The organism is Helicobacter sp. 13S00482-2, assembly GCF_002272795.1.
GTDB lineage: Bacteria > Campylobacterota > Campylobacteria > Campylobacterales > Helicobacteraceae > Helicobacter_J.
This window is the reverse complement of sequence record NZ_MLAT01000021.1, coordinates 1-23,563: the sequence shown is the minus strand read 5'-3', so window position 1 is coordinate 23,563 and position 23,563 is coordinate 1. Positions and strand designations below refer to the sequence as shown.

The following is a 23,563-nucleotide window of genomic DNA, read 5'->3' as shown; positions in this document are numbered from 1 at the left end:
TCAAAGCTCATGATGGGAATGGTAAGGCCAATGGAGTCAAAACTGATCTCAATGGAGTCAAAGCTCATGATGGGAATGGTAAGGCCAATGGAGTCAAAGCTGATGATGGGAATGGTAAGGTTGATGACAACAAAGCTAATACCAAATAATGGTGATGGCAGGAACGGTAAGGCCAATACCAGGAATCAGCAATGACAACCTTTAATACCATCAATGGTTGTAATGTTATGAGTAATGCTAATGGTAACCATATGAGTAATGCTAATGGAGTCAAAGTAATACCAACACCAAGTAATAGCAACGACAACCATACTAAGCCTGATGATGGTAAGCTAAGAGAAAGTAAGCATGAAGGGTAATGCTAATGAAATCAAAACTGATGGCAATGGAATCAAAGCTAAGGCTAAGAGGAACAATGGTGAGAATACTAAGGTTGATGACAACCTTTATTCCATCAATGGTTGTAATGTTATGAGTAATAGCAATGGTGGTGGGAATACTAAGGCTAATGAAATCAAAACTGATGGCAATACCAAGTAATAGCAACGACAACCATGCCAAGCCTGATGATGGTAAGCTAAGAGAAAGTAGGCGTGAAGGGTAATGCTAATGAAATCAAAACTGATGGCAACAATAGCAATGGCAAGAAAGCTGATGGCAGGAACGGTAAGGCAAAAACCAGGAATCAGCAATGACAACCTTTATACCATCAATGGGGTTCCAACGTTATGAGTAATAGCAATGGTGAGAATGGTAATGCCAATGGAGTCAAAGTAATACCAATACCAAGTAATGCCAATGGCAACCATACTAAGCCTGATGATGGTAATGCCAACAACATAAGAGGAAGTAAAAAGAACTAATAAAAGGAGGTGAAAAGAGAACTTGTGATAAACCCACTCTCATTGATAATAGATCAGATTGTTTATCACGTGCGAAATGAATCTGATTGCATCATCTAAACTGAGTTTGTTTGGTTTAGATTGAAATGAATCTAAAATTGATATTGAATCTAATTGATTTGAATGTTTTGATTTTGATTTGAATCTGAAATTGTTTGATTTGTTTTAAATCTAAAATTGATATTGATTTTGATTGATTTGTTTTAGTTGTTTTGGATTTGATCTTGAGTCTAAATCCAGTTCATCTTAAATCTGATTGATTTTAAATTGAATCTATTCTAATTTGGACTTGGTTTTGAATTAGTTTTGATTTCAATTTGAATTGATTGATTTAAATCTAAATCTGATTGATTTGATTGATTTGTTTTGAATCTAAAATTGATATTGAATCTGATTGATTTGTTTTGAATGATTTAAATCGAAACAAATCCGAATCTATTTTGATTTGAATCTATCCTAATTTGGAGTCGAATTAGTTTTGAATTAGTTTTGAATTTGAATTGTTTGATTTGTTTTAAATCTGAAATTGATATTGAATCTGATTCTGGATTGAATCCTTTTGATTCAAGACATCATTTTATTGCTTGAACACTTTGAGAAACCTTCAAGCTTGAACCCCCCGTTAATACCCGATTGAGCCACGTTGTCATCATAGGAACTTGGGGAGGGGGTAATACTAGCAATTTTTATTTATTTCTAAATCTTATTTTGATTGATTTTGGATTGAATGATTTGAATCTATCCTAATTTGGAGTTGAATTGGTTTTGATTTCAATTTGAATTGAATGTGATTTGGCTTGATTTAAATCTAAATCTGTTTTGTTTTGATTTGAATCCGATTGGTTTGATTTGAATTTATTCTAATTTAGACTTGATTTTGAATTGGATTGAATGATCTCAATCCATTCTAATTTGGACTTGAATTAGTTTTGAATTTGAATTGATTAGTTTAAATCTAAATCTCATTTTGATTGGTTTGATTTAAATCTAAATCTGATTGATTTGAATTTGATCTTAAATCCAATTGATTTTAAATTGAATCCATTCTAATTTGGACTTGAATTAGTTTTGAATTTGAATTGTTTGATTTGTTTTAAATCTAAATCTCATTTTGATTGTTTGATTTGAATCTAAATCTGATTGATTTGAATGTTTTGATTTTGATTTGAATCTGATTGATTTGAATCTAAATCTGATTTGAATTGAGTGTTTTGATTTTATTTGAATTAAATCCTTTTGATTCAAGACATCATTTTATTGTTTGAACACATTCAGAAACCTTCAAGCTTGAACCCCCCGTTAATACCCGATTGAGCTACGTTGTCATCATAGGAACTTGGGGAGGGGGTAATATTAGCAATTTTTATTTATTTCTAAATCTTATTTTGATTGATTTTGAGTCTAATTGATTTGTTTTGAATCTGATTGATTTATCTTGAATCTAAAATTGATTGATTATTTTAAATCTAAATCTGATTTTGATTGGCTTGGATTGAATCTGAAATTGTTATTGAATCTGATTGGTTTGGATTTTGTTTGGATTGAATGATCTAAATCTATTCTAATTTGGAGTTGAATTGGAGTTGAATTAATTTTGATTTGAATCTGAATCTGAAATTGATTGATTTATTTTAAATCTAAAATTGATATTGAATCTGATTGGTTTGATTTAAATCTAAATCTGATTGATTTGAATTTGATCTTAAATCCAATTGATTTTAAATTGAATCCATTCTAATTTGGACTTGAATTAGTTTTGATTTAGATTTGATTTGATTAGTTTAAATCTAAATCTCATTTTGATTGTTTGATTTGAATCTAAATCTAAATCTGAATTTGAGTCTAATTGATTTACTTTAAATCTGAATCTGATTTTGATTTTGATTGATTTGTTTTGAATCTGATTTTAATTTTAATTTTGATTTGATTCTGAATTGAATCCTTTTGATTCAAGACATCATTTTATTGTTTGAACACTTTGAGAAACCTTCAAGCTTGAACCCCCCGTTAATACCCGATTGAGCTACGTTGTCATCATAGGAACTTGGGGAGGGGGTAATACTAGGAAGTAAAATAACCACGTTGAATATGACAGAATCTTTGAAACAATATTCATTCTCTTTATTATCAAAATACCGAAAAATAGTAAAATTATCTGCCACATTTGATAGAATGGAAAACTTTAAAAAACAACAACCTCACAAACCCTTATCACCCTACACCATTACATCATTTTAAGATATACTTTGATTTAGAAATTAATTGAGTGCGAAGTCTGGAGTTATTTCAATGACATTATGCTTGATTCATAAAAAGATGATGAATAAAGCACCAGAAACATTAACGAAACTTTATGATGAGATACTTTCTAAAATTAAAAAGTCTCAAAATATTAAAAATAGGAGTTTGTAAGTTGCAAATACGAGTTTATTACGAGGACACAGATTGTGGCGGGATTGTTTATCATGCTAACTATATCAAATATTGCGAAAGAGCTAGGAGTGAAGAGTTTCTTTTTTCAGAAGAATTCAACTCCGATGAAGATAAAAATATCTTTGTAGTGAAAAACTTGAAAGCAGATTTTATAGCTACTAGCAAACTCGGGGACAAATTGGACATACGCACAGAAGTGCTCAAAGTTAAATCAGTGAGTGTGATTTTAAAACAAGAGATTTACAAAATATTTGATTACTCATCACAAATGCCACGTGAAGATAAAATCTTTGAACTAGAGGTAAAACTAGCACACATCGACATCAATACAGGAAAACTTGTTGTCATACCAAAGACATCATCAAGGGTATTAGATGCACGATAAACCATTGCAAATCTTAGAAGGAAAACCTGAAATCAACTATCCGTGCGAATGGGAATATCGAATCATTGGAGAAGATATAGCCAAAATCCAAGAAGCAGTTTTTGAAATAGCTCCTAGAAAATATGATTTGCAAGAAAAAAATAAATCCTCAAAGGGCAGATTTGTGAGTCTTCATTTGAAAATATTGGTAAATAACGAAGAAGAGAGAAATCACATATTCTGTGCCCTTAAAAATCACAAAGAAATAAAGATGGTGATTTAAGATAAAATCAGATTCACAAAACCTACTAGAAACAAACACAAAATTTTAGTACAATCGCACTATAAAATATCAGCACAAAACCAAATAGAGGAAAATTTATGCGTGAGATTATAACTCGATTCGCCCCTTCTCCTACGGGCTATTTGCATATTGGAGGATTGAGAACTGCCCTTTTTAATTATTTATTCGCTCGGGCAAATAATGGAAAGTTTTTGCTTAGGATTGAAGATACCGATCTAGCTAGAAACTCTGTAGAAGCGATGGAAGCTATCATTGAAGCTTTTAAATGGGTGGGAATGGATCATGATGGAGAGGTTTTGTATCAGTCCAAACGCTTTGATCTATACAGAACCTACATAGACAAACTCCTAGATGAAGGAAAAGCGTATTATTGCTATATGAGCAAAGAAGAATTGGATTCTCTTCGAGAATCACAAAAAGCACGAGGAGAGACTCCAAAATATGATAACCGATATAGGGATTTCAAAGGAACTCCGCCAAAAGGAATACAACCTGTTGTGAGAATCAAAGCTCCACTTGAAGGTTATATAGAATTCAATGATGGAGTGAAGGGAAATATAAAAGTTGGAGCAAGAGAACTTGATGATTTTATCATAGCTAGGAGTGATGGTAGTCCAACTTATAACTTTGTTGTCACTATTGATGATGCACTCAGCAAAGTTAGTGATGTGATTCGTGGAGATGATCATTTATCTAATACCCCTAAGCAAATCATTGTATATAATGCTCTTGGATTTGATGTGCCAAACTTCTACCACGTCCCGATGATATTAAATCCACAAGGACAAAAACTAAGCAAACGTGATGGTGCGATGGGCGTGATGGATTACAAAAAAGATGGGTATCTTCCTGAAGCAATTTTGAACTTTTTAGTGCGACTTGGGTGGAGCTATAAAGATCAAGAGATTTTTAGTATGCAGGAAATGCTGAATTTTTTCAACCCAAAAGATCTGAATTCCTCCCCTAGTAGCTACAATCAAGAAAAATTTTTATGGCTGAACGCTCATTATATAAAAGAAAAATCTAACGATGCCATTGAGATTTTATTGCAAGAATTTGAATGCCCAAAACTTCCAAGCACAAAAAGAGATGTGTTATATGCCGCATTAAAAGACAGAGTGAGCACACTCAAAGATTTTGCCTCAATGGCAAGAGAAATTCTCACTCCACCATCTATATATGATGAAAAATCTCTTAGTAAGATTGATGAACAAAGCCCTGAAATGCTAAAAAAATTACTGGATTCACTCAAAAATTCTTCTTTAGATACACCGCAAAACTGCAATGAATGCCTTCATCATTTTATGGAACAACACAATATCAAGCCTGGTAAATTTATGCAACCCTTAAGACTTGCCTTACTAGGAAAACCTGGTGGCATCGGACTTGCTGAAGCAATCTATATTATTGGAAAAGAAGATACAGTCAAAAGAATTGAAAAATTCTGCAAGTTAATCATTTCTTGAATATTGCAAAGTACAATGAACGCACTTTAATCAAATAACAAAGGAAAACACAATGAAAAAATTTTTATCAATCACAACCATAGCAGCTCTATGCCTCACTCCCATGATGGCCAAACCTTTCAGTATTGACAAATCACACTCTTCGGTTGGTTTTGAGGTTAAACATATGCTTTTAAGCAAAGTAAATGGAGAGTTTGATAACTTTGAAGGCACCATCGATATTGATCCTAAGAGCAAGAAAATCAACAAATTAGAAGGTCAGATTAGTATTTCTTCTATAAACACTAAAAACAAAAAAAGAGATGGGCATTTGAATGCTAATGACTTTTTTGATTCTATGAAATTTCAAAAAGCAACTTTCAAAATGACCAAACAAGAAGGTGATAAGATTTATGGCAATCTTACTATCAAAAATATCACCAAGCCTGTTGTATGGGAATTAGAAATCAGTGGCCCAGTAATGAATCCAAATACAAAAAAACAATTAATGGCTCTTGAGATTGAAGGAAAAATCAATCGAAAAGATTTCAAGGTTGGAGAAAGCACAGGAAATTCTGTTGTTAGCGATGAAGTAAAAGTAAAAATCCAAATCGAAGCCACAGAATAACTCTTCCTCTCTTTTTAACAAAAGAGAGTCTCAGCAATCCTAAAAGCATAATTCTATACAATTTCTTAAAAAAATATGAAGGATTTTCATGCTTCGTGGATTGCTTCTTCTTCTGATTTTAAATATCAGCTCTTATGCTTATGAATGGAAATATGATTTAGGTTTTGATTTCTATCTTGATAACCTTGAAGAGTCCTTTCCTTATTGGGATACACGCACTATCTATGGAGTTAGATTGGCTCCGTTAGTAGGTATTGGATTTGATGAGCACCAATCACTGATGTTTGGAGGATATGTCATCCAAAATATGGGGGAACAAAAATTCCCAACAAAAGCAAATGTTTCAATTTACTACAGTGCAATAGGCGAAAAATTTAGTTCTTACTTTGGAATTTTCCCCCGAAAATATTCATTAGCAAACTATCCCTTAAGTTTTTTTAGAAATGATTTTTATTTTTTCAACCCCAATATCAATGGTCTGATGTTTCAGTATAAGAGTGGGAACTCTAGCGAAATGGCAAATGGAACTGCGGAGTTTATTTTTGATTGGTATGGAGGAAATCTATCTAAAAGACTTGATGAGTTTATGGTCTTAGCTTCTAGTGAATATCGTTTTTTAAATGATTACTTATTCATAGGAGGAAACTTTCTGATGTATCACTTCAAAAATGATGAATATCTCTCAAAAGATGGTTCAAATGGGGATACCTATCTGATGGATAGGATTTATTATAATCTCTATCTGGGTTCAAGTCTGAAAAATCTTATGCCCTATATGCAAGAGGCATATATAAAATTTGGAACACTAAGCACTCTAGAAAGAAAAAGAAGACTTAGCACAGGATTAGATCCCTTTTATAATGGCTTAGGTTATCAACTTGACATAAAAGCACAATACAATGGATTTGGAATAGAAAATAGCTATTACTTTGGGAAACCACAGATGAAATACTTCTATGAATATGGTGAAGATTTCTATAATGGATTGCCATTTTACCAAGGAACAAAATATGATAGGGCAAATTTCTATTACGAATACAAAAACGATCTCTTAACTGCAAGATTCAGTATTATTTTTCATTTTGTTAATCAAACTATTGCCAATCAAGAAATGCTAACCATCACGCTAGATACGCATAAATTATTCAAAATGCTAAAATCAGGTGCTAGTGAATAGCTCTAACCTCTGAGTTGCTCTAATCGCTCTCTTTTGGTTCCAATGTCGGTGATTTGAACTCCAAAGTTTCCATCGACTATCACCACCTCCCCTTTGGCAATAACCTTATCATCTACTAAAATCTCCAAAGGATCATTTGCAAGTTGGTTGAGCTCGACAACACTTCCAATATCCATTGATATGACATCTTTAAGAAGCATCTTCTTCTGTCCTATTCTAACTTTCACATTGAGCTTCACATCAAGTAGCATTCCGATATTTCTCATCTCATCTGGATTGAGCATATGATTTATATGAGTCTCAGAAGCAACACCTGAGGTGGTTGTCTCAATATTGTTAAAACTATTGGTAAAATCACTCGTGGTTAAAAATAGGAAATTTGACTTGATTTTGTTAATAGAAAATGTGAATTGATAGCCTTTGTCATAAGTAGATAAGTCAATAGGATTAGTAATAAAAACAACATCTTTACAAGAAAATCCAAGTCTAGGAAGATTTTTTTGAGAACCAAGTGCAGTGGAAATGGCTCCGAATATATTTGAACTGATTTCTTTGATTGCATCTAAATCATCATTGTCCATATTTGATTTGCTATTTCCTTCTCCCCCAAGCATTAAATCAGCAAGAGCAGTGGCGAGTTCAGCAGGAAAAATCAATGCGACGCTAGAATCTAAATCACCCGAAACTGAAACATACACAATCGCATAAGGGACAGACAAGGAAACTCCACTAATAATATCAGTTTTGTTATTTTCCACATCTGGGGTATTGCCTGTAAGTCCTTCGATTGTAGAAATTGTCTCTTGGGTAAAAATCTTTATAAAATCATTCACTGCTCTTCCTCCTGTATATCATTTACCTTGCTTTTTCTTTGAGCTTCTAACATCTCTAATATTTCTTTTACTTTGTCTTTTTCTGTCTTGATTATTTCTTTCATCTTGATTGTTTTGCGATACCGTTGCAATCCCAATGTTGCGACATATTTTTCTTTCCCATCAACATTTACAAGTACCGTATCATCAGCAGGTCTATCCAATCGAATAATATCCCCTACACAGAGATCAAGCACCTCTTTTAAAGTCAATTTCACACCGCCTAAAAATACCGATATATTAACACCAGCACCTCCTAAGAGAGCTTGAAGTTCTTTATTACGGCTTTTCTTTGAGCTTGTTTCTGAGAGCACAAGATCCCTGCCTCCAAGTCTAGAAAGAACAGCTTCAAGGGAAATAACAGGATAGCATAAATTCATCATTCCACTGCTATGGCCAATGATAATTTCCATTACCACCATAATAACAATCTCGTTTTGAGCAACAATCTGCACAACATTTGCACTAGATTCTTTAGCATCCACAGAGGGGAAGATTTCTGCCACAGGCGACCAAGCATCTTTGAGTGTTTGCATAATCTGTCTGAGTATCGTATCAAGAAGATTCAACTCAATATCACTAAATTCTCTAGAATTATCATAAGGATCACCCTTACCACCCAACAATCTATCAATCATTGGAAAAGCAATACTAGGATTTATCTCCAAAACCCCAGTGCCATCCATAGGCTTCATAGAAAACACGTTAAAACTAGTCGGGGAAGGCAAACTCATCAAAAATTCCCCATAAGTCATCTGATCAACACTATGAAGCTGTATTTCAACAATACTCCGCATGATGGCAGAAATTTGGCTAGAGAGATTCCTTGCCATTTTATCGTGGATACTCCTAAATGCTCTTAATTGCTCTTTACTAACACGATTAGGGCGTTTAAAATCATAGAGAGTCACTTGTTTTTGATGAATGATGTTATGTTTCTGCAAAACTTCAGCATCTTCACCTTCATCGACCACTTCAAGAAGAGCATCAATTTCTTCTTGACTTAATATATCAGCCATTTTTCTCTCCTAATGATTTTCTGATTTTTTTAATGATCTCTTTTATGATTTGAGATATTCGTGATTCAGTAATATTCAATATATCTTTGATTTCACTCAAATTCAACTCTTCAAAAAAATATAGTTGCATGATCATCTGCTCACGTTCATTTAGGTGATCTAAAATCCCTTGTATAATTTCTACAAGCTCTTCACGTTCAAGCTTTTCTAGCACACCTTCTTGCTCAATTAAATTGTATTGTTCATCAATAGGCACTACTGAATAAATATCTGAAGCCACTTTTGCTTCTCTGATTTTCTCAATCTCTTCACCTAGCACTTCTGATAAATATTCATTACTAGGATCTTCTTGATGTTCATTGAAATACTTAGAAGTTTCATAATCTATGGCCTTGATGAGTTTTCTAGATGCACGAGATAAAATATCTAAGGATCTAAGATAATCAAGCATAGCACCATTCACACGGGTTTTGGCATAACCCCAAAAAGAATCATTGATGTTACTATCATATCTTCTGGCCAATTTGATAAGTTCTTCTGTGCCAATAGAAATCAAATCATTTAAATCCACCGAACTAGGGACACGTTCCTTGATACGATATGCTATAGACCTAACAGCTGGAAGGTATTGCAATGCCAACTCATCTTGAGAATATCGAATGTTTTGATCGTATCCTTTTATTTGGTTTTTGTTCATATGAATTCACTGTTATTTGAAGAGATATCTAAGAAATCCGAATTATTAATATACTGCCTGATATTGCTTACTTCTTTTTCTCTAATATCAAATTCACGATCAAAATAATCAAGCTTTTTCTCTACAATATCTTTATTAAAAAGTCTTTTATCAAAATCAACAAACCATATATAAACCGAAGTGCAAAAAATAACAATCAAATAAAAACCCACGGTAGAAATAACTGTCCAAAACAGAATAATCTCAGGTCTATTAAACTTTGCAATTGAGAAAGCTAGGCCTAAAAAAAAGCCAAAAACAATAGAAAAATTGATGTAATTATTCGGCTTCATCTTAATCCTTACAAATAGCCAAGTATCCTTCTAAAAAAATCCATAAAACTTTCTTTGGGATAATCAAGCATATTTTGTTCCACTTTTACCGATATCTTTTTGGCTATGGATCTCATCTCAGATGAAAAATTATTCAAAGGCTCCACTCTAGATAAAAGCTCTCTGTATTTGGTGGATTTTTTCACAGATGCACTGCTATATAAAAAACCTAGAAGATGGAGCTCTAAATCAGGCAGATTCTTACGTGCAACATTGCTAATCTTGGTAAAAACATTCAAAGCCTCTTTTTCTGAACCCACCATATTCACGATGAGAAAAATCTCTTTTCTAAATCTAGAGTTGATTTTGATGGTTGCATAAGCATCAGTAATGGCAGCTGGATCTGGAACAGTAACAACAATAACATCATTACTAGCATTCAAAAAAGCCTGTGTGACCTCTCCAATCCCAGCACCTGTATCTACAATCATATAATCCAAGTCATTAAGTATCTGACTATCTTGCACAAACTCATCTAAAATATCCTGATTGGAATATTTTAATATTTCATCTCCACTATCTCCAGGTATGAGATACAAGCCCTCCTCTATGGGATAAATTACTTCATCAAACTTTGCTTCACCTTTGAGGGCGTGTAAAATATTCTTACCTGTTTTCACACCAAATATCAAATCCAAATTTGCCAATCCAATATCTGCATCAAATATCCCAACCTTATATCCCATTTTAGCTAGAGTATAAGATAGGTTCGCACTGATAGTAGATTTTCCAACACCACCTTTTCCGCTTGTGATGGCAATGAATTTTGTTTTGCCTTTTTGTTTTGCACTTTGCATCAATGTATCTAAGTTACTAGCTTGATTGTTCATTTTATCTCTCTTGCAGGATTTGCAAATCCATCTAGCATACAATCTACCAAATAATCATTTGTTGCTACAAGTAAATCCATAGGAACTTCCTGACCTATGGAAAGATAACTCACAGGTTTTTTGCTCTCATACACAAGAGAAAATAAACTACCAAGTCCTCTGCTCTCATCTAATTTGCTAAAAATCAGTGTATCAATATTGAGCTCTCCAAATGATTGGTAAATATCTCTCAAGTCTTCATATTTTGTTGTAGCAGACAAAACGAGTGTTACATCAATTTTATAATCGTTATTGATAAATTTTTTTAGCATATTGATTTTTTGCTTATCGTGTTGAGAATGTCCTGCGGTATCAACTAAAATATAATCACAATAACGCAATGTATCAATCTCTTTAAGAAAATCCTCTGGCTCAATCACTGTTTCAATGCTGATTTTCATCTTTCTAGCATACCACGTAAGCTGCTCTAATGCTCCAATACGATAGGTATCTAAAGTGATAATCCCGACTTTATATTTTTTATCTAGCATCTTTGAGTATCTAGCTGCCAACTTTGCTAAAGTAGTTGTTTTTCCTACCCCTGTAGGCCCCACTAACATAATGATTTTCTTATTTCCAGCATCTAAATGCTCATTTCTACAATAAATCATCTTGCGTAATACTTCACGAAAATAACGCTTGATTGTCAAAGAATTTTCTCTCATCTTAAGAGGCATCAATTCCAAACTAAGCTTCATGATCTCATCTAAATGAATCTTATTCATTCCGCTATTTTTAGCTATGCGATAAATTTCTGCAAATTCTTGAGGAATCTGTAAGCCTTCGTTTTTAGGACCTTTTTCATCCCAAAACATATTCTGAATGAGTTTGATTTTATCATTGATTTTATCAAGCTCAGTTTTGAGTTGCTTAAACTCCTTTGTATCATTTTGCTTACTGATGGCTCTGTCTTCTTGTCTTTGGAGAATTTTATTTTCTAATCTCAAATCCAAACTTTTTGGCGTCTCTGGAACAATAATCGCTCTAGCAGGAGTACTAGGACGCTCCATCCCAGCTATCTTGCTAATCTCTCTAACCGCATCAGAAAGTTGAATGGTTACATCATCATCAAGGGTTTTGATGGGTTTCTTCTTCTTGTCCATATTTTTTTCCAAGATCTCATCTAAACGTTTCTGGATACTATTTTTTGGCTTTTGAGCAACATCTTCATCGGCAGAGAGTTCTATTTCATTATCATTTTCTACAGCAACAACAATCTCATAAAGACCAGGTTGAGTCATCGTCTTTTTTCTAATTTCTTTAGTCTTCACAACCAAAGCATCTTCACCGTGCTTACTTTGTGCCATCTTTAATGCCTGTGCTGCAGTTTCGCCACCATAAGTGTAAAGTTTCATTTAGGTCCCCTTGGGATGAGATATTGTAAAAACAAAGGAATCAAAACTGATTCTCTTTCATTCCATTTTGGATGAGGTATTTTAAGATAAGGTCGCTTTAAAATCAAATCATTGAAGAAAATTATATCAATATCTAATTTTCTTGGCGAATTCTTGAACTCTCTTTTTTTCAACCTACCAAATCTGCGTTCCAAATAAAACACAAAACCAAAAAACTGAACAATACACAAACTAGTACTGAGAGTTATAGTGGCATTATAAAAACTATCTTGATAGACAAAACCAAAAGGAGGATTCATATAAATAGGCGAAGAATCCAAGATTTTAATTTTATTATTTTTATTCAAATATTTATAAAAAGATTCAAAACGATGAAGGCAGTTTCCAATATTTCCACCTATTCCTAAGGTAACCATATTGCCAAAAGAAGTTGCATAGACCCTTTTAGAGGGAAAAGAATTGGTAAAAATTAAGCTTCTCATCTAAAGTCTTCAAAATCAAATAATTTCCGCCTTGCCATTTTTTACAACAATCAAATCTTCTATACGCACTCCATAGTGATCGGGTATATAAATACCAGGTTCAATAGAAAACACCATATTGTCCTCTATGATAATCTCACTAGACTTAGATATGAATGGTAGTTCGTGAATATCCAAGCCAATACCGTGTCCCGTGCTATGTACAAAATACTTTCCATAGCCTGATTTTTCTATCACTTTTCTAGCAATACTATCAATTTCTGCACCACTCATACCACTTCGTAAAAGATTAATTGTCTTTTCTTGTGCTTTTAAAACAATATCATAAATTTTTTGTATTTGTTTGTTTTTAAATTTCTGCTTTTTTCTAAAATGAATTCCTTCTTTATCGTAAAAAGCTGTACGAGTCCTATCAGAACAATAACGCTGATATTTTATCCCCGCATCAAATAACAAAAGATCCTCATACTCCAATTTATCTTTTTTGCTAGGAAGAGCGTGAGGTTTTGCAGCATTTGCATTCACGCCCAAAATAGGATCAAAACTCAGATCATATTTACCCAAATAAGTCAAAAATTGCTGTGCTTGATAATAGAGTTCCCTTTCAGTAAAAGACTTTTTAGATCCATTGATGAATTTTGCAAATCCCTTATAAGCGTCCTTATTTAGTTTTTGAGATTTTTTGATTTTAATAATTTCATCATCGGTTTTAATAATTCTTAACAACTGATGGAAACGAGACTCTGGCAAAAGTTTTACATGAGTTTTTAAAAGAGCTTTAATTTTTTCAAAAACACTTATCGTAAGTTGGGAGGGATCGTATATGAGGGTCTTTATAGAGGTTCTATTGAGTATTTCACAAGCTGAGGCTATCAAATCGCTAGATTCTATGATGTTAGTATTTTGTGCTATTTTTTCAGCTTCTAAACTATATCGGGAGTCTGTGATAAAAAATTTATCACTCCCGAGTTTTAAAAACAAAGCATTATCACAACTATATCCACACTCAAAATATTGAGCATTTTCATCAGTTGTTAGATAATTTACCTCATTTATCTTTTTTTTCATTTTTGATTTCAGCTTTTGTTTCTTTTGAATCATTTTTTTGATCTTGGATATTTTGAGTATTTGCAGCTTCTGCTTGTGCGGCTTGAGCTTGTCTCATTGCCTGAATTTCAGAGAGTATTTGCAACATAGCGATCACTGCCATATGATAACCAAATGCACCAAATCCTGCGATAACACCCGCTGACACAGCACCCGTATAGGTTACTTTTCTATATTCTTCCCTAGCATGAATATTGCTCAAATGAACTTCTATCACAGGCACACCCGCACCCATAACTGCATCTGCAATAGCCACAGAAGTATGAGAATATGCTCCTGGATTCATTATGATACCTGCATAATCGCTTCCTACACACTCTTGAATTTTATCAATGATTTCACCTTCAAAATTACTTTGAAAAAAATCTAACTCCAAACCATTTTGTTTTGCAAATGCTTTCATATTTTGATGAATTTGCTCTAAAGTCATCGTTCCATAAATTCTAGGATCCCGATGTCCAAGCATATTTAAATTTGGTCCTTGTATAACTAAAACTCTCATTATGAATTCTCCTTGTAATAAAATTTTACCTGTAAATCATATCACAAATAAGTTTAAATATTACAATACAAAAGGTCTATATTGATGAATTTTGGCCTACATCTGAATTTTTATCTGAATCTGTAGGATTTTGAACCTCTTTGGAAGCATTATCATTCGTTTGAGTTATTTTTGCTTTTTGATTTTCAAAAGGTGGTCCTTTTTTTAAAATTTCTGTGAGGTGAGCAGCTTTTTTAGGATTCATCTTAGAGAGAATTTTTCCCATATCTTGAGCAGAAAGAGCAAATAAAATACTTGCAGCTTCATCATCGGGCAAATTTTCTATGATAGGTGCGGCCTTAGAATCCTTCATTTTCGCATAAGTTTGAGCCAATTTATTGTTTTTGGCTCCATCTATCTGTTTTAAAATATCTTCATTTTTAGCAATCAAAGCCTTAATAGTAGATTCTTTTTCTTCACTAGTAACTTTAAGTTTAACTTCTTTGTCCTCAATTTCTTTTAGTTTTAAACTCAAGGCCTTCTCTCTCTCTTTTATCTTTGCTTCACGCTGATCAAGTAGATTTTGTGTGGCATTTTGAAGAGCTTGAATGGATTGAGTTTTCTCATCTAGCTGTCTGATTTTTTCACTCAATTCCCCCTTTCTAGCATCAAAAATAGCGTTGCATTGTAAAAGTTGCTTTGAAGTACTCTCGCTATCTGAAGCAGCGGGAATAAGCGGGGGATTATCCTGTGGTTTTGAAACCTCGTTGGTATTTTGTTGCTGAGCTTTAGCTTCATCTGTAGTTTTGGTTTGTTTTATCACAGTGGTTTTTGAAGAAAGCGATGGCGATGTTGCTTTATCTTGTGCTTGTAAATCTCCTATAATTAAAAACAAAATCACAGCTAAACATATCTTTTTCATACATTCTCCTTATTGGATTTAAAAAGCATTATTCCAACTTCATCAAGATTTTTTGATTCATTTTTCTTGATTTTTGAGATCATCTTCTTTGTCTCAATATCTTGTAAATATTTGATTTTTTCATATTCTATAAAGGCAATTCTATGGGATTTTTGAAGTTGTTTGCCAATATCTTTTAATCTTGAGATCTCATTTCTTTGTTTATCGATTTCTTCCACAAAAGCTTTTTTAACTTCCTGTGTATTTTTAAAATCCCAATAATCCCCATTTTTTGGAACATTTATTTGATTTAAATCTTGCAATAAAATATCAATTTCTTTATTTTTTAAAGCAATGAGATGATTATTGTAGATCATATCTGCTTCGCATTTATCAAGTTCTTGTTTTTTGATTTTAAGCAAGGAATCAAACTTGGTATTCATAAAATAATCGTATCTTCTCTTTCAGGACTTGTAGAGATAATAGAAATTTTCACTCCAATGAGCTTTTGAATATCTAAAATATATTCTTTAGCCTCTGAAGGCAACTTAGCAAACTCTTTGATTCCAGAGGTTTTATCCCATCCTTTATAGATTTTATACACAGGTTCTAATCCATCAAGATCGCTTGGAGTATAATCGATAATCTCATTATCTTTCTTATATCCTACACAAACCTTTACTTCATCTAGTCCATCTAAAACATCAAGTTTCATAAGAGCAATTTCATCACAACCATTTATTCTGCAAGCATATTTAACGCTCAATGCATCAAACCAGCCACAACGCCTAGCCCTACCTGTAGTGACACCAAATTCCTTTCCTTTTTCACGCAAAAACTCTCCCTTATCTCCAAAGTCCTCTGTAGGAAAAGGCCCATTTCCCACACGTGTGCAATATGCCTTGCAAATACCAATAGTTTTTTTAATGTCTTTTGGACTCAGCCCCGTCCCACTACAGGCACCACAAGAAATAGTCGTAGAGCTTGTTACAAAAGGATAAGTACCATGATCAATATCTAGCATACTCCCTTGTGCTCCTTCTAGAAGGATTTTTTTATCTTCATTGATAGCTTTCCAAAGTAATTGAGTGCTATCAACAACAAACGGGAGAATCTTTTGACTTTTTTCTTGTAATGAGGCCATTATTTCATCAAAACTAGGCAAAGAAATACCATAGAGATCTTGAACATATGCAATCTGGGTCAAATGACTTTTAAGCTTTGCACCTAATGATTGAAAATCTCTTAATTCCCCTACCCTAAAACCGTTTCTAGCAATCTTGTCTTCATAGCTTGGACCAATACCTTTTCCAGTAGTTCCAATAGCATTTTTTCTATATTTTTCTCTAGCAATATCAATGATTTGATGATATGGCATAATTAAATGAGCTTTATCGCTAATAAAAAGCCTATTGGTAAGATCTCCAAACTGAATAATCTCTTCACACAATGCATCTAAAGATATAACCACACCATTACCGATAATATTCTTGCATGTGGGATATAAAACACCTGAGGGCATCAAATGCAGAGCATGTTTTTTTCCATCCACTACAATAGTATGTCCTGCATTATGACCCCCTTGGTATCTGACCACATAATCATAATTTTTTGCAAGCATATCCACAATTTTACCCTTACCTTCATCTCCCCACTGAATCCCTACAACCAAATCAGCCATTTATTTTTCCTCATCTTTTCTCATCAAATAATCTACAATATCGTCTGTATAAATTCCAAATCCACAAGATTCTGTATCTTCTATCTTATACTTTCCACCTAAAAGCAAAGTATGATTACCTTCAAACATTCTAAAAACCAAATCATTATAATAATCAATGGGAGCAAAATCCAAAGGAGAAAAAATCATTTCTGGATAATCACAATCAAATCCGCTTTTCAAAAGATTTTCTAACTCTGCTTTCAAAAAAGAAGGGGATACTTTGATAAAACTCTCCAAATCATCTCTACTCTGTATCCTGAGTAATGCTTCAATATACCCACCCATTGATAAAATATTACCAATATCGATTTTCTGAAATTCATTCACTTCTAATCCTATATCTTGAGCACAAAGTTTGAGTATCTTCACATTTGATATTTGCAAAATAGGGGAAATTCCAAGACCTTTGATAATATTTTGACCCAATCTTAGTATCTCACCCATTTCATTAGTATCCAAACACTCCGCACCAATTTGATGAATTTCATTGGTGGGATAACTATAAACAGGCTGGATATAAAACCATTTTTTTTGATTTGTGCTTCTGCCTAAACGTTTGGTGATGATTCTAATTGCATCAATAGTACTATCATATCTCAAAGAGATCTGATGATTATTTTGAGAGCTGAGTCTAATGATATTGCGATTAGAAAAATTTTTTTGATGTTCTAAATAAGCAAAACAAGGCGTGAGAATCTCTTCAAAACCATTTTGATAAAAAACTTCACACGCTTTAGCTTCAATCTTGCGCTTGATATTTGCTGAAGCTCCAAAATAAAGCTTACTTCCCTGAGGAATCTCGTGTTCTAAAACCATATTTTTCCTAATTTCTTACACAAAAAGTGAATTCACACTTTCATTGTGATAGATTCTCCTAATGACCTCTGCAAAAAGTGGGGCCACGCTCAAAACGGTTATTTTTGAGGACTGTTGCTTTACAGGAATGGAATTACTCACCACCACTTCATCTAAAGAACTTTTCTCAATTCTTTCAATCGCAGGACCACTCAAAACAGGATGCGTCCCAAGTGCCATCACAGACTTAGCCCCTCTTGCCTTCAGAACATCTGCAGCCTTACACATTGTCCCAGCAGTATCAATCATATCATCCACAAGGATAACATCTTTATCTTGCACATCCCCAATAATGTTCATCACTTCGCTAACATTAGCTTTTTCACGTTTTTTATCGACGATAACAAGATCAAGGCCTAATTGATTAGCAAAATATCTCGCACGAGAAACCCCACCAATATCAGGACTAGCAATGATAGGATTTTTGAATTTTTTTGCACGAATATAGTCTCTAAATACGATAGAACCATACAAATTATCCACAGGAATATCAAAAAAACCTTGAATCTGTCCAGCATGTAAGTCCATTGTAATAACACGATTAATACCTGCACTCTGAATGAGGTTTGCCACCAATTTAGCTGTGATGGGAACTCTTGGAGCTGCTTTTCTATCTTGTCTAGCATAGCCAAAATATGGAATCACTGCATTGATGGAATTTGCCGAACTTCTTTTAAAAGCATCAGTCATAATTAAAAGTTCCATCAAGTTATCATTAGTTGGAGCACAAGTTGGCTGAATAATGAACACATCTTTTCCTCTTACAGATTCACTGATCTGTACATTTATTTCACCATCACTAAAACGATTGACTGTGGCTTTTGAAATAACAGCATCAAGATGCTTTGCCAATTCTTTGCTAAAGTTCGGGTGAGCACTTCCAGTAAAAATCTTAAATCCTCGCATTTGGGTCAAATCCTGCAAATTAAATTTTATTCAATCAAGATTATAGATAATAACACTTAAGGTCTTGCTTATAAACACAATCTTTTATCAATAAAATTTTTCTATTAATAAAATTTTACAAATCGTTAATCATTGTTGCTTATAATCTGAAACGTATTCACAAAAAAAATATCAAGGAGATAATATATGAAAAATGTTACACTCACAAGCGCAACAGGAACACCAATAGGAGATAATCAGAACTCCCTCACTTTTGGCCCTAGAGGACCAATGCTACTTCAAAATACCTGGTTTTTAGAAAAATTGGCTCATTTTGATCGTGAAAGAATTCCCGAAAGAGTAGTCCATGCTAAAGGAAGCGGGGCTTATGGAGTATTTACAGTGACTAATGACATCACTAAATACACAAAGGCAAAAATTTTTGGAAAAGTGGGCAAGAAAACTCCTTGCTTTTTCAGATTTTCTACTGTAGCAGGAGAAAAAGGATCAGCAGATGCAGAAAGAGATCCTAGAGGATTTGCGATGAAATTCTATACAGAAGAAGGAAATTGGGATCTTGTAGGAAATAATACACCTGTATTTTTTGTTCGCGATCCATTAAAATTCCCTGATTTTATCCACACTCAAAAAAGAGATCCTAAAACAAACTTGAGAAGCTCTAAAAATGCTTGGGATTTCTGGAGTCTGCACCCTGAATCTCTTCATCAAGTCACTATCACAATGAGTGATCGAGGAATTCCTAAAAGTTATCGCCATATGCACGGATTTGGAAGTCATACTTTTAGCTTTATTAACAACAAAAATCAAAGATTTTGGGTGAAATTTCACTTAAAAACCATGCAAGGAATAGAAAATCTTACCAATGAAGAAGCAGGTGCGATTATTGCTAATGATAGAGAATCTCATCAAAGAGATTTATTTGAAAACATAGAAAAAGGTAATTTTCCAAAATGGAGAATGTGTGTTCAAATTATGCCTGAAGCAGAGGCAAAAACTTATCGTTTTCACCCATTTGATCTTACTAAAACTTGGAGTCAAAAAGACTTTCCACTTATCGAAGTAGGTATTGTTGAGTTAAATAAAAATCCTGAGAATTATTTTGCTGAAGTTGAACAAGCTGCCTTCAATCCTGCAAACATAGTACCAGGAATTGGCTATAGTCCAGATAAAATGCTACAAGGTAGATTGTTCTCTTATGGAGATACACAAAGATACAGACTAGGTATCAATCACACACAACTACCCGTAAATGCTCCAAAATGTCCTTTCCATAATACTTTTAGAGATGGATATATGCAAAATGGAGCCTATGGAAGTATGCTTAATTACAATCCGAGTTCATTGCCAGGTTATAAAGAAGATCCAAATGCAAAAGAACCTAAACTTGATCTTAGTAAACTTGAAAAAGAAACCGCTGTTTATGATTGGGATTTTAGAGAAGATGATAGCGATTATTACACACAACCTGGAGATTTATATCGACTCTTAAGTGCAGAAGAAAAAGAAAGACTTTGCCAAAATATCAAATCAGCAATGGAAGGCGTACCTACTGAAATTAAAAAACGTCAGATTGAGCACTTCAAAAAAGCTGATCCCGCTTATGGCAAAAGAATAGAAGAATTAGTTCTCTAGTTTTTAAGTGATATGCATTTTTGCATATCACAATCTTAAGTTAAGTATCTACATAGAATCAAAGAAGGAAAAAAATGCAACGAAGAGATTTTATAAAAACAAGTATATTGGGTACTGGTATTTTGATGGGCTCAAACATAATGAATGCAAATCCATCAAAGATAAAAAAATATAATTTAACTTTTGAATATGAAATCAATTTTGAATCAGCAAATGATGTCAAAATATGGATACCAATGCCAAGCACAACAAGTTTTCAAAAACCAAGCAATATTAAAATACAAGGAAGTTATGATACTCATAAAGTCTATATTCAAGATCAGACACCTGTCATTTATGCCCAATACAGCAAAAAACCAAAAAATATTTTCACTAGCGTAGATGTTCTTGTGCTTCCAAATCATTCAAATGAAAAATCCAATCATCTTGAAAATTTCTTACAACCAACTAGATATATCCGAACAGATGGAATGATTGAAAAAGTTGCCAAAACATTAAATTCAGGAAACGAAAAAGAAAAAATTGCCAAAATTTATAAATGGAGCAAAGAAAATATCGACTATGAAAATGCTAAAGATATAGCTAGAATCAGAACCATAGTATCCAAAGACAATACACCAATACTATCAGGAGAAAATATTAGCATCAATACTGTTTTTGTCTCTTTGTGTCGTGCGTGTGGCATTCCTGCAAGAGAAGCTGTAGGACTAGATACAAAAACGCATACAACTTTAAGCAAAGCTGAGGCTTATATAAATAATACCTGGAATCAATATGACCCCCTTGCTGTAATCAAAAATCCATCTTTTGATGGCTTTGAAAAATGGCAAGATAATTTTATTTTACTCAACTATGAAAGAGATATGAAAATACAAAACTCCATAGTGAGTTTATTTGACAATGCCTTTGCTACAATTGATGGGGATAAACTAAAATACTACGAAAATAAAAATTTTATAAAAAATATCACTATCAAAACTCTAGGTTAAATCCTATACAAACCTTCTAAAAAGAAGGTTTGCCTTTAAATAATCACCCCACCCCCTAAAACCTTATCATCTTGATATACAACCAATGCCTGACCTTTTGCAACCCCATAAACAGGCTCTTTTAATTCAGCAATAATTTTATCTCCATCAATAAATATTTTAGCTTCTGAGGGAGTGCTTCGATAACGAATCTTGACTTTATACTCCCCTCCATTAAAATTTTTAAGCAATGATTTGTTGATTGCCTCTACCTTATTTGTTGCAAGATCTTCTTTTTTACCCACAATGATTTCATTATTTTTTGGATTAATCCCCACGACAAAATGAGGTTCATGGGCTCCCCTGACACTAAATCCTTTACGTTTGCCTATGGTGTATTGCATATAGCCTTTGTGTTCACCGACAATATTGCCTTGCATATCTCTGACAATACCCTCTTGTTCAACTTGAGTATGTTTTTTCAAAATATCAATATAATCAGTTTCAACAAAACATATCTCCTGAGATTCTTTATAAGTTTCAAGAGTGCCTAACCAAGGCATCACCTCAAAGGCTTTAGGTTTAACTTCTTCTTTTAACATATCCCCTAGTGGAAAAATAAGGCGATTGATAGCATCTTGAGATATTGCGTATAAAAAATAACTCTGATCTTTGCTCATATCTCTAGCTTCTCTTATTCGTTTGACTCCATCAACTTCTTCTATTCTTGCATAATGTCCTGTTGCTATCTTTTCACAACCAAGCTCAAGTGCAAACTCCAAAGCCAACCCAAACTTCATCAAAGGATTGCACAAAGCACAAGGATTTGGAGTTTCTCCACGTTTATAAGAATCAACAAATTCATCATAAACAGCCTTCTTAAACTCTTGTTTTGCCTCAACTACTCTAAATTCAAAGCCAAGATTTTCAGAGACTTTGGTGCAATTGCGTAAAAACATTTCGTGTTTGGCTTCTTTATCATGAAGCTTGAGATAAATACCTAGCACCTCATAGCCCTGATTTTTTAACAAATAAGCTGAGTAGGAGCTATCCACGCCACCGCTCATTAAAAGTGCTACTTTCATTATATATCCTTTATTTATATTATTAAATTTTTCATATTGTTATAGTGTTCTAAACTTTCTTGTATGATACTGGGAATTATAAGATGAAAAAACTAATCTGTAAAATATTTGCCATGATGGCTTCCTCGAATAGATTTGATTGAAATTCCATCTTTTAAAACCCACACTACCTATGCATAACAAACAACATAGGAGTTAAAAGATTCTAAGGATTCTAAAAGATTTCAAAGATTGAAGATTTCAAAGTCTAAAGATTTCAAAACTCAAGACATTCTTTCAATATAAACAAGAGTTTAGAAATACATACAACAAAGGAATATTTTATTCAGAGATGCTAAACTTCTTAAGACTCTTTATTAAGTTTCAAGACTACCTAAGTATAAGCAATCAATCTAATCACTGTTATGATGATGGAGTAAGACGTATCTATTGAAATGACTATCAAGCAACAAGAATAAGATGCAATTGTTTCATATCAAATTGCATTCCATTTATAACATTTGAATAAATATTTAAATATATTTTTTCTATATAGATAATCAATGATAATATTTATTATTTATGGTTCTGAATTGAAATGTTTTTGAAGTGAGGGTATTATTCTTATTCATTCCTCCCCTGGGTCCTATGAAAAATAATTGAATGAGTGGGTATAACGGAATGAATACCAAATGAATGTTAAGATGGTTTAAAGAACACATCACGTTTAGGTGATTGTGTTTGTTTTGTGCTGCTTGTGTAATATCTAAAGTCCAATCCTATGAATCCTATGAATCCTATGAATCCTATGAATCCTATGAACTTGCAAATCTTTTTAGAACTCATGAATCTTTTAGAATCTTTAGACCCTTTAACTCCTTTGAATCTTGTAAAATCCAAATCCTTCTAAAGCAAAAACAAATCAATGAGAAAAACCTCCTCTGTTAGAATCCTATGAATCCTTAGATCTTGCAAATCTTTTAGAACTTTTAAAATCTTTTAGATTAT

General features: G+C 33.2%; 27 protein-coding genes. 11 read left to right on the top strand and 16 right to left on the bottom strand.

Going from position 1 to position 23,563, the window contains the following annotated elements; genetic code table 11:
• Positions 1–191: 191 nt before the first annotated feature.
• The 9 genes from BKH42_RS09545 to BKH42_RS08050 all read left to right on the top strand — a co-directional run bounded on the left by BKH42_RS09545 (position 192) and on the right by BKH42_RS08050 (position 7,253).
• Positions 192–359, top strand: coding sequence for a hypothetical protein (locus BKH42_RS09545; RefSeq protein ID WP_180673968.1), 168 nt, complete (start codon positions 192–194; stop codon positions 357–359).
• Positions 349–540, top strand: a complete 192-nt coding sequence (locus BKH42_RS08080) for a hypothetical protein (RefSeq protein WP_095295188.1) — start codon at positions 349–351, stop codon at positions 538–540. The genes BKH42_RS09545 and BKH42_RS08080 overlap by 11 nt, the downstream gene beginning before the upstream one ends.
• Positions 541–609: 69 nt before the next feature.
• Positions 610–732: a hypothetical protein gene (locus BKH42_RS09885; RefSeq protein WP_257874296.1), complete on the top strand. Its 123-nt coding sequence runs from the start codon at positions 610–612 to the stop codon at positions 730–732.
• Positions 729–863 (top strand): hypothetical protein, encoded by a 135-nt coding sequence (locus tag BKH42_RS09880; protein WP_257874295.1) that lies wholly within the window; start codon positions 729–731, stop codon positions 861–863. Before BKH42_RS09885 ends, BKH42_RS09880 begins: the two co-directional genes overlap by 4 nt.
• Positions 864–3,315: 2,452 nt before the next feature.
• Entirely contained in the window at positions 3,316–3,720 is a 405-nt protein-coding gene (locus BKH42_RS08070; RefSeq protein ID WP_219349850.1) for a YbgC/FadM family acyl-CoA thioesterase, read from the top strand.
• Positions 3,710–3,982, top strand: coding sequence for a DUF493 domain-containing protein (locus BKH42_RS08065; protein ID WP_095296104.1), 273 nt, complete (start codon positions 3,710–3,712; stop codon positions 3,980–3,982). The genes BKH42_RS08070 and BKH42_RS08065 overlap by 11 nt, the downstream gene beginning before the upstream one ends.
• A 98-nt stretch (positions 3,983–4,080) precedes the next feature.
• Entirely contained in the window at positions 4,081–5,469 is a 1,389-nt protein-coding gene (gltX, locus tag BKH42_RS08060) for a glutamate--tRNA ligase (RefSeq protein ID WP_095296103.1), read from the top strand.
• Between the two features lie 52 nt (positions 5,470–5,521).
• The gene (locus BKH42_RS08055; protein WP_095296102.1) at positions 5,522–6,076 is read left to right on the top strand and encodes a YceI family protein; all 555 of its coding nucleotides are present in this window, start codon (positions 5,522–5,524) and stop codon (positions 6,074–6,076) included.
• Positions 6,077–6,164: 88 nt separating this feature from the next.
• Positions 6,165–7,253 carry a hypothetical protein gene (locus BKH42_RS08050; RefSeq protein ID WP_095296101.1) on the top strand — a complete coding sequence of 363 codons (1,089 nt, stop codon included), beginning with the start codon at positions 6,165–6,167 and terminating at the stop codon, positions 7,251–7,253.
• 2 nt (positions 7,254–7,255) lie between these two features.
• On the opposite strand, the gene fliY is transcribed toward BKH42_RS08050, so the two are convergent.
• The 14 genes from fliY to BKH42_RS07980 all read right to left on the bottom strand — a co-directional run bounded on the left by fliY (position 7,256) and on the right by BKH42_RS07980 (position 18,891).
• On the bottom strand, positions 7,256–8,086 hold the full coding sequence (gene fliY / locus BKH42_RS08045; RefSeq protein WP_095296100.1) for a flagellar motor switch protein FliY: 831 nt from the start codon (positions 8,084–8,086) through the stop codon (positions 7,256–7,258).
• The gene (gene fliM, locus BKH42_RS08040; RefSeq protein ID WP_095296099.1) at positions 8,083–9,144 is read right to left on the bottom strand and encodes a flagellar motor switch protein FliM; all 1,062 of its coding nucleotides are present in this window, start codon (positions 9,142–9,144) and stop codon (positions 8,083–8,085) included. Before fliM ends, fliY begins: the two co-directional genes overlap by 4 nt.
• Positions 9,137–9,841: an RNA polymerase sigma factor FliA gene (locus BKH42_RS08035; protein WP_095296098.1), complete on the bottom strand. Its 705-nt coding sequence runs from the start codon at positions 9,839–9,841 to the stop codon at positions 9,137–9,139. Before BKH42_RS08035 ends, fliM begins: the two co-directional genes overlap by 8 nt.
• Positions 9,838–10,173, bottom strand: a complete 336-nt coding sequence (locus tag BKH42_RS08030) for a hypothetical protein (protein WP_095296097.1) — start codon at positions 10,171–10,173, stop codon at positions 9,838–9,840. The genes BKH42_RS08035 and BKH42_RS08030 overlap by 4 nt, the downstream gene beginning before the upstream one ends.
• An 8-nt stretch (positions 10,174–10,181) precedes the next feature.
• A complete protein-coding gene (locus tag BKH42_RS08025) occupies positions 10,182–11,042 on the bottom strand; it encodes a MinD/ParA family protein (RefSeq protein ID WP_095296096.1) in 861 nt (286 codons plus the stop codon).
• Complete coding sequence (gene flhF, locus BKH42_RS08020; RefSeq protein ID WP_095296095.1) at positions 11,039–12,436, bottom strand: flagellar biosynthesis protein FlhF; 1,398 nt, start codon at positions 12,434–12,436, stop codon at positions 11,039–11,041. Before flhF ends, BKH42_RS08025 begins: the two co-directional genes overlap by 4 nt.
• Positions 12,433–12,918 carry a 2-amino-4-hydroxy-6-hydroxymethyldihydropteridine diphosphokinase gene (folK, locus tag BKH42_RS08015; protein ID WP_095296094.1) on the bottom strand — a complete coding sequence of 162 codons (486 nt, stop codon included), beginning with the start codon at positions 12,916–12,918 and terminating at the stop codon, positions 12,433–12,435. The genes flhF and folK overlap by 4 nt, the downstream gene beginning before the upstream one ends.
• 15 nt (positions 12,919–12,933) lie before the next feature.
• Positions 12,934–13,986 (bottom strand): M24 family metallopeptidase, encoded by a 1,053-nt coding sequence (locus BKH42_RS08010; RefSeq protein WP_257874294.1) that lies wholly within the window; start codon positions 13,984–13,986, stop codon positions 12,934–12,936.
• A complete protein-coding gene (gene aroQ / locus BKH42_RS08005; RefSeq protein WP_095296092.1) occupies positions 13,967–14,527 on the bottom strand; it encodes a type II 3-dehydroquinate dehydratase in 561 nt (186 codons plus the stop codon). Before aroQ ends, BKH42_RS08010 begins: the two co-directional genes overlap by 20 nt.
• A 76-nt stretch (positions 14,528–14,603) precedes the next feature.
• Positions 14,604–15,428 (bottom strand): MotE family protein, encoded by an 825-nt coding sequence (locus BKH42_RS08000; protein ID WP_095296091.1) that lies wholly within the window; start codon positions 15,426–15,428, stop codon positions 14,604–14,606.
• Positions 15,425–15,850, bottom strand: coding sequence for a flagellar export protein FliJ (locus BKH42_RS07995; RefSeq protein WP_095296090.1), 426 nt, complete (start codon positions 15,848–15,850; stop codon positions 15,425–15,427). Before BKH42_RS07995 ends, BKH42_RS08000 begins: the two co-directional genes overlap by 4 nt.
• Positions 15,847–17,088: an adenylosuccinate synthase gene (locus tag BKH42_RS07990; RefSeq protein ID WP_095296089.1), complete on the bottom strand. Its 1,242-nt coding sequence runs from the start codon at positions 17,086–17,088 to the stop codon at positions 15,847–15,849. The genes BKH42_RS07995 and BKH42_RS07990 overlap by 4 nt, the downstream gene beginning before the upstream one ends.
• The gene (locus tag BKH42_RS07985; protein WP_095296088.1) at positions 17,089–17,946 is read right to left on the bottom strand and encodes an ATP phosphoribosyltransferase regulatory subunit; all 858 of its coding nucleotides are present in this window, start codon (positions 17,944–17,946) and stop codon (positions 17,089–17,091) included. It lies immediately after the preceding gene.
• Positions 17,947–17,961: 15 nt separating this feature from the next.
• Positions 17,962–18,891, bottom strand: coding sequence for a ribose-phosphate pyrophosphokinase (locus BKH42_RS07980; protein WP_095296087.1), 930 nt, complete (start codon positions 18,889–18,891; stop codon positions 17,962–17,964).
• Between the two features lie 186 nt (positions 18,892–19,077).
• Here BKH42_RS07980 and BKH42_RS07975 point away from each other — a divergent pair, with 186 nt between their 5' ends.
• Positions 19,078–20,523 (top strand): catalase, encoded by a 1,446-nt coding sequence (locus BKH42_RS07975; RefSeq protein ID WP_095296086.1) that lies wholly within the window; start codon positions 19,078–19,080, stop codon positions 20,521–20,523.
• Positions 20,524–20,597: 74 nt separating this feature from the next.
• Positions 20,598–21,512: a transglutaminase-like domain-containing protein gene (locus BKH42_RS07970; RefSeq protein ID WP_095296085.1), complete on the top strand. Its 915-nt coding sequence runs from the start codon at positions 20,598–20,600 to the stop codon at positions 21,510–21,512.
• Positions 21,513–21,547: 35 nt separating this feature from the next.
• Here BKH42_RS07970 and mnmA read toward each other — a convergent pair whose 3' ends face one another.
• Together mnmA and BKH42_RS09345 are read right to left on the bottom strand one after the other, a co-directional pair.
• Positions 21,548–22,576 carry a tRNA 2-thiouridine(34) synthase MnmA gene (gene mnmA, locus BKH42_RS07965; protein ID WP_095296084.1) on the bottom strand — a complete coding sequence of 343 codons (1,029 nt, stop codon included), beginning with the start codon at positions 22,574–22,576 and terminating at the stop codon, positions 21,548–21,550.
• Positions 22,577–23,254: 678 nt separating this feature from the next.
• Positions 23,255–23,455, bottom strand: a complete 201-nt coding sequence (locus BKH42_RS09345; protein WP_143428595.1) for a hypothetical protein — start codon at positions 23,453–23,455, stop codon at positions 23,255–23,257.
• Between the last annotated feature and the right edge of the window lie 108 nt (positions 23,456–23,563).

What these genes read in the sequence shown, in the direction of transcription:
- BKH42_RS09545 (WP_180673968.1), top strand. Translation starts at nt 192, where the DNA reads ATGACAACCTTTAATACCATCAATGGTTGTAATGTTATGAGTAATGCT.
- BKH42_RS08080 (WP_095295188.1), top strand. Translation starts at nt 349, where the DNA reads ATGAAGGGTAATGCTAATGAAATCAAAACTGATGGCAATGGAATCAAA.
- BKH42_RS09885 (WP_257874296.1), top strand. Translation starts at nt 610, where the DNA reads ATGAAATCAAAACTGATGGCAACAATAGCAATGGCAAGAAAGCTGATG.
- BKH42_RS09880 (WP_257874295.1), top strand. Translation starts at nt 729, where the DNA reads ATGAGTAATAGCAATGGTGAGAATGGTAATGCCAATGGAGTCAAAGTA.
- BKH42_RS08065 (WP_095296104.1), top strand. Translation starts at nt 3,710, where the DNA reads ATGCACGATAAACCATTGCAAATCTTAGAAGGAAAACCTGAAATCAAC.
- gltX (WP_095296103.1), top strand. Translation starts at nt 4,081, where the DNA reads ATGCGTGAGATTATAACTCGATTCGCCCCTTCTCCTACGGGCTATTTG.
- BKH42_RS08055 (WP_095296102.1), top strand. Translation starts at nt 5,522, where the DNA reads ATGAAAAAATTTTTATCAATCACAACCATAGCAGCTCTATGCCTCACT.
- BKH42_RS08050 (WP_095296101.1), top strand. Translation starts at nt 6,165, where the DNA reads ATGCTTCGTGGATTGCTTCTTCTTCTGATTTTAAATATCAGCTCTTAT.
- fliM (WP_095296099.1), bottom strand. Translation starts at nt 9,144, where the DNA reads ATGGCTGATATATTAAGTCAAGAAGAAATTGATGCTCTTCTTGAAGTG.
- BKH42_RS08035 (WP_095296098.1), bottom strand. Translation starts at nt 9,841, where the DNA reads ATGAACAAAAACCAAATAAAAGGATACGATCAAAACATTCGATATTCT.
- BKH42_RS08030 (WP_095296097.1), bottom strand. Translation starts at nt 10,173, where the DNA reads ATGAAGCCGAATAATTACATCAATTTTTCTATTGTTTTTGGCTTTTTT.
- BKH42_RS08025 (WP_095296096.1), bottom strand. Translation starts at nt 11,042, where the DNA reads ATGAACAATCAAGCTAGTAACTTAGATACATTGATGCAAAGTGCAAAA.
- flhF (WP_095296095.1), bottom strand. Translation starts at nt 12,436, where the DNA reads ATGAAACTTTACACTTATGGTGGCGAAACTGCAGCACAGGCATTAAAG.
- folK (WP_095296094.1), bottom strand. Translation starts at nt 12,918, where the DNA reads ATGAGAAGCTTAATTTTTACCAATTCTTTTCCCTCTAAAAGGGTCTAT.
- BKH42_RS08010 (WP_257874294.1), bottom strand. Translation starts at nt 13,986, where the DNA reads ATGAAAAAAAAGATAAATGAGGTAAATTATCTAACAACTGATGAAAAT.
- aroQ (WP_095296092.1), bottom strand. Translation starts at nt 14,527, where the DNA reads ATGAGAGTTTTAGTTATACAAGGACCAAATTTAAATATGCTTGGACAT.
- BKH42_RS08000 (WP_095296091.1), bottom strand. Translation starts at nt 15,428, where the DNA reads ATGAAAAAGATATGTTTAGCTGTGATTTTGTTTTTAATTATAGGAGAT.
- BKH42_RS07995 (WP_095296090.1), bottom strand. Translation starts at nt 15,850, where the DNA reads ATGAATACCAAGTTTGATTCCTTGCTTAAAATCAAAAAACAAGAACTT.
- BKH42_RS07990 (WP_095296089.1), bottom strand. Translation starts at nt 17,088, where the DNA reads ATGGCTGATTTGGTTGTAGGGATTCAGTGGGGAGATGAAGGTAAGGGT.
- BKH42_RS07985 (WP_095296088.1), bottom strand. Translation starts at nt 17,946, where the DNA reads ATGGTTTTAGAACACGAGATTCCTCAGGGAAGTAAGCTTTATTTTGGA.
- BKH42_RS07980 (WP_095296087.1), bottom strand. Translation starts at nt 18,891, where the DNA reads ATGCGAGGATTTAAGATTTTTACTGGAAGTGCTCACCCGAACTTTAGC.
- BKH42_RS07975 (WP_095296086.1), top strand. Translation starts at nt 19,078, where the DNA reads ATGAAAAATGTTACACTCACAAGCGCAACAGGAACACCAATAGGAGAT.
- BKH42_RS07970 (WP_095296085.1), top strand. Translation starts at nt 20,598, where the DNA reads ATGCAACGAAGAGATTTTATAAAAACAAGTATATTGGGTACTGGTATT.
- mnmA (WP_095296084.1), bottom strand. Translation starts at nt 22,576, where the DNA reads ATGAAAGTAGCACTTTTAATGAGCGGTGGCGTGGATAGCTCCTACTCA.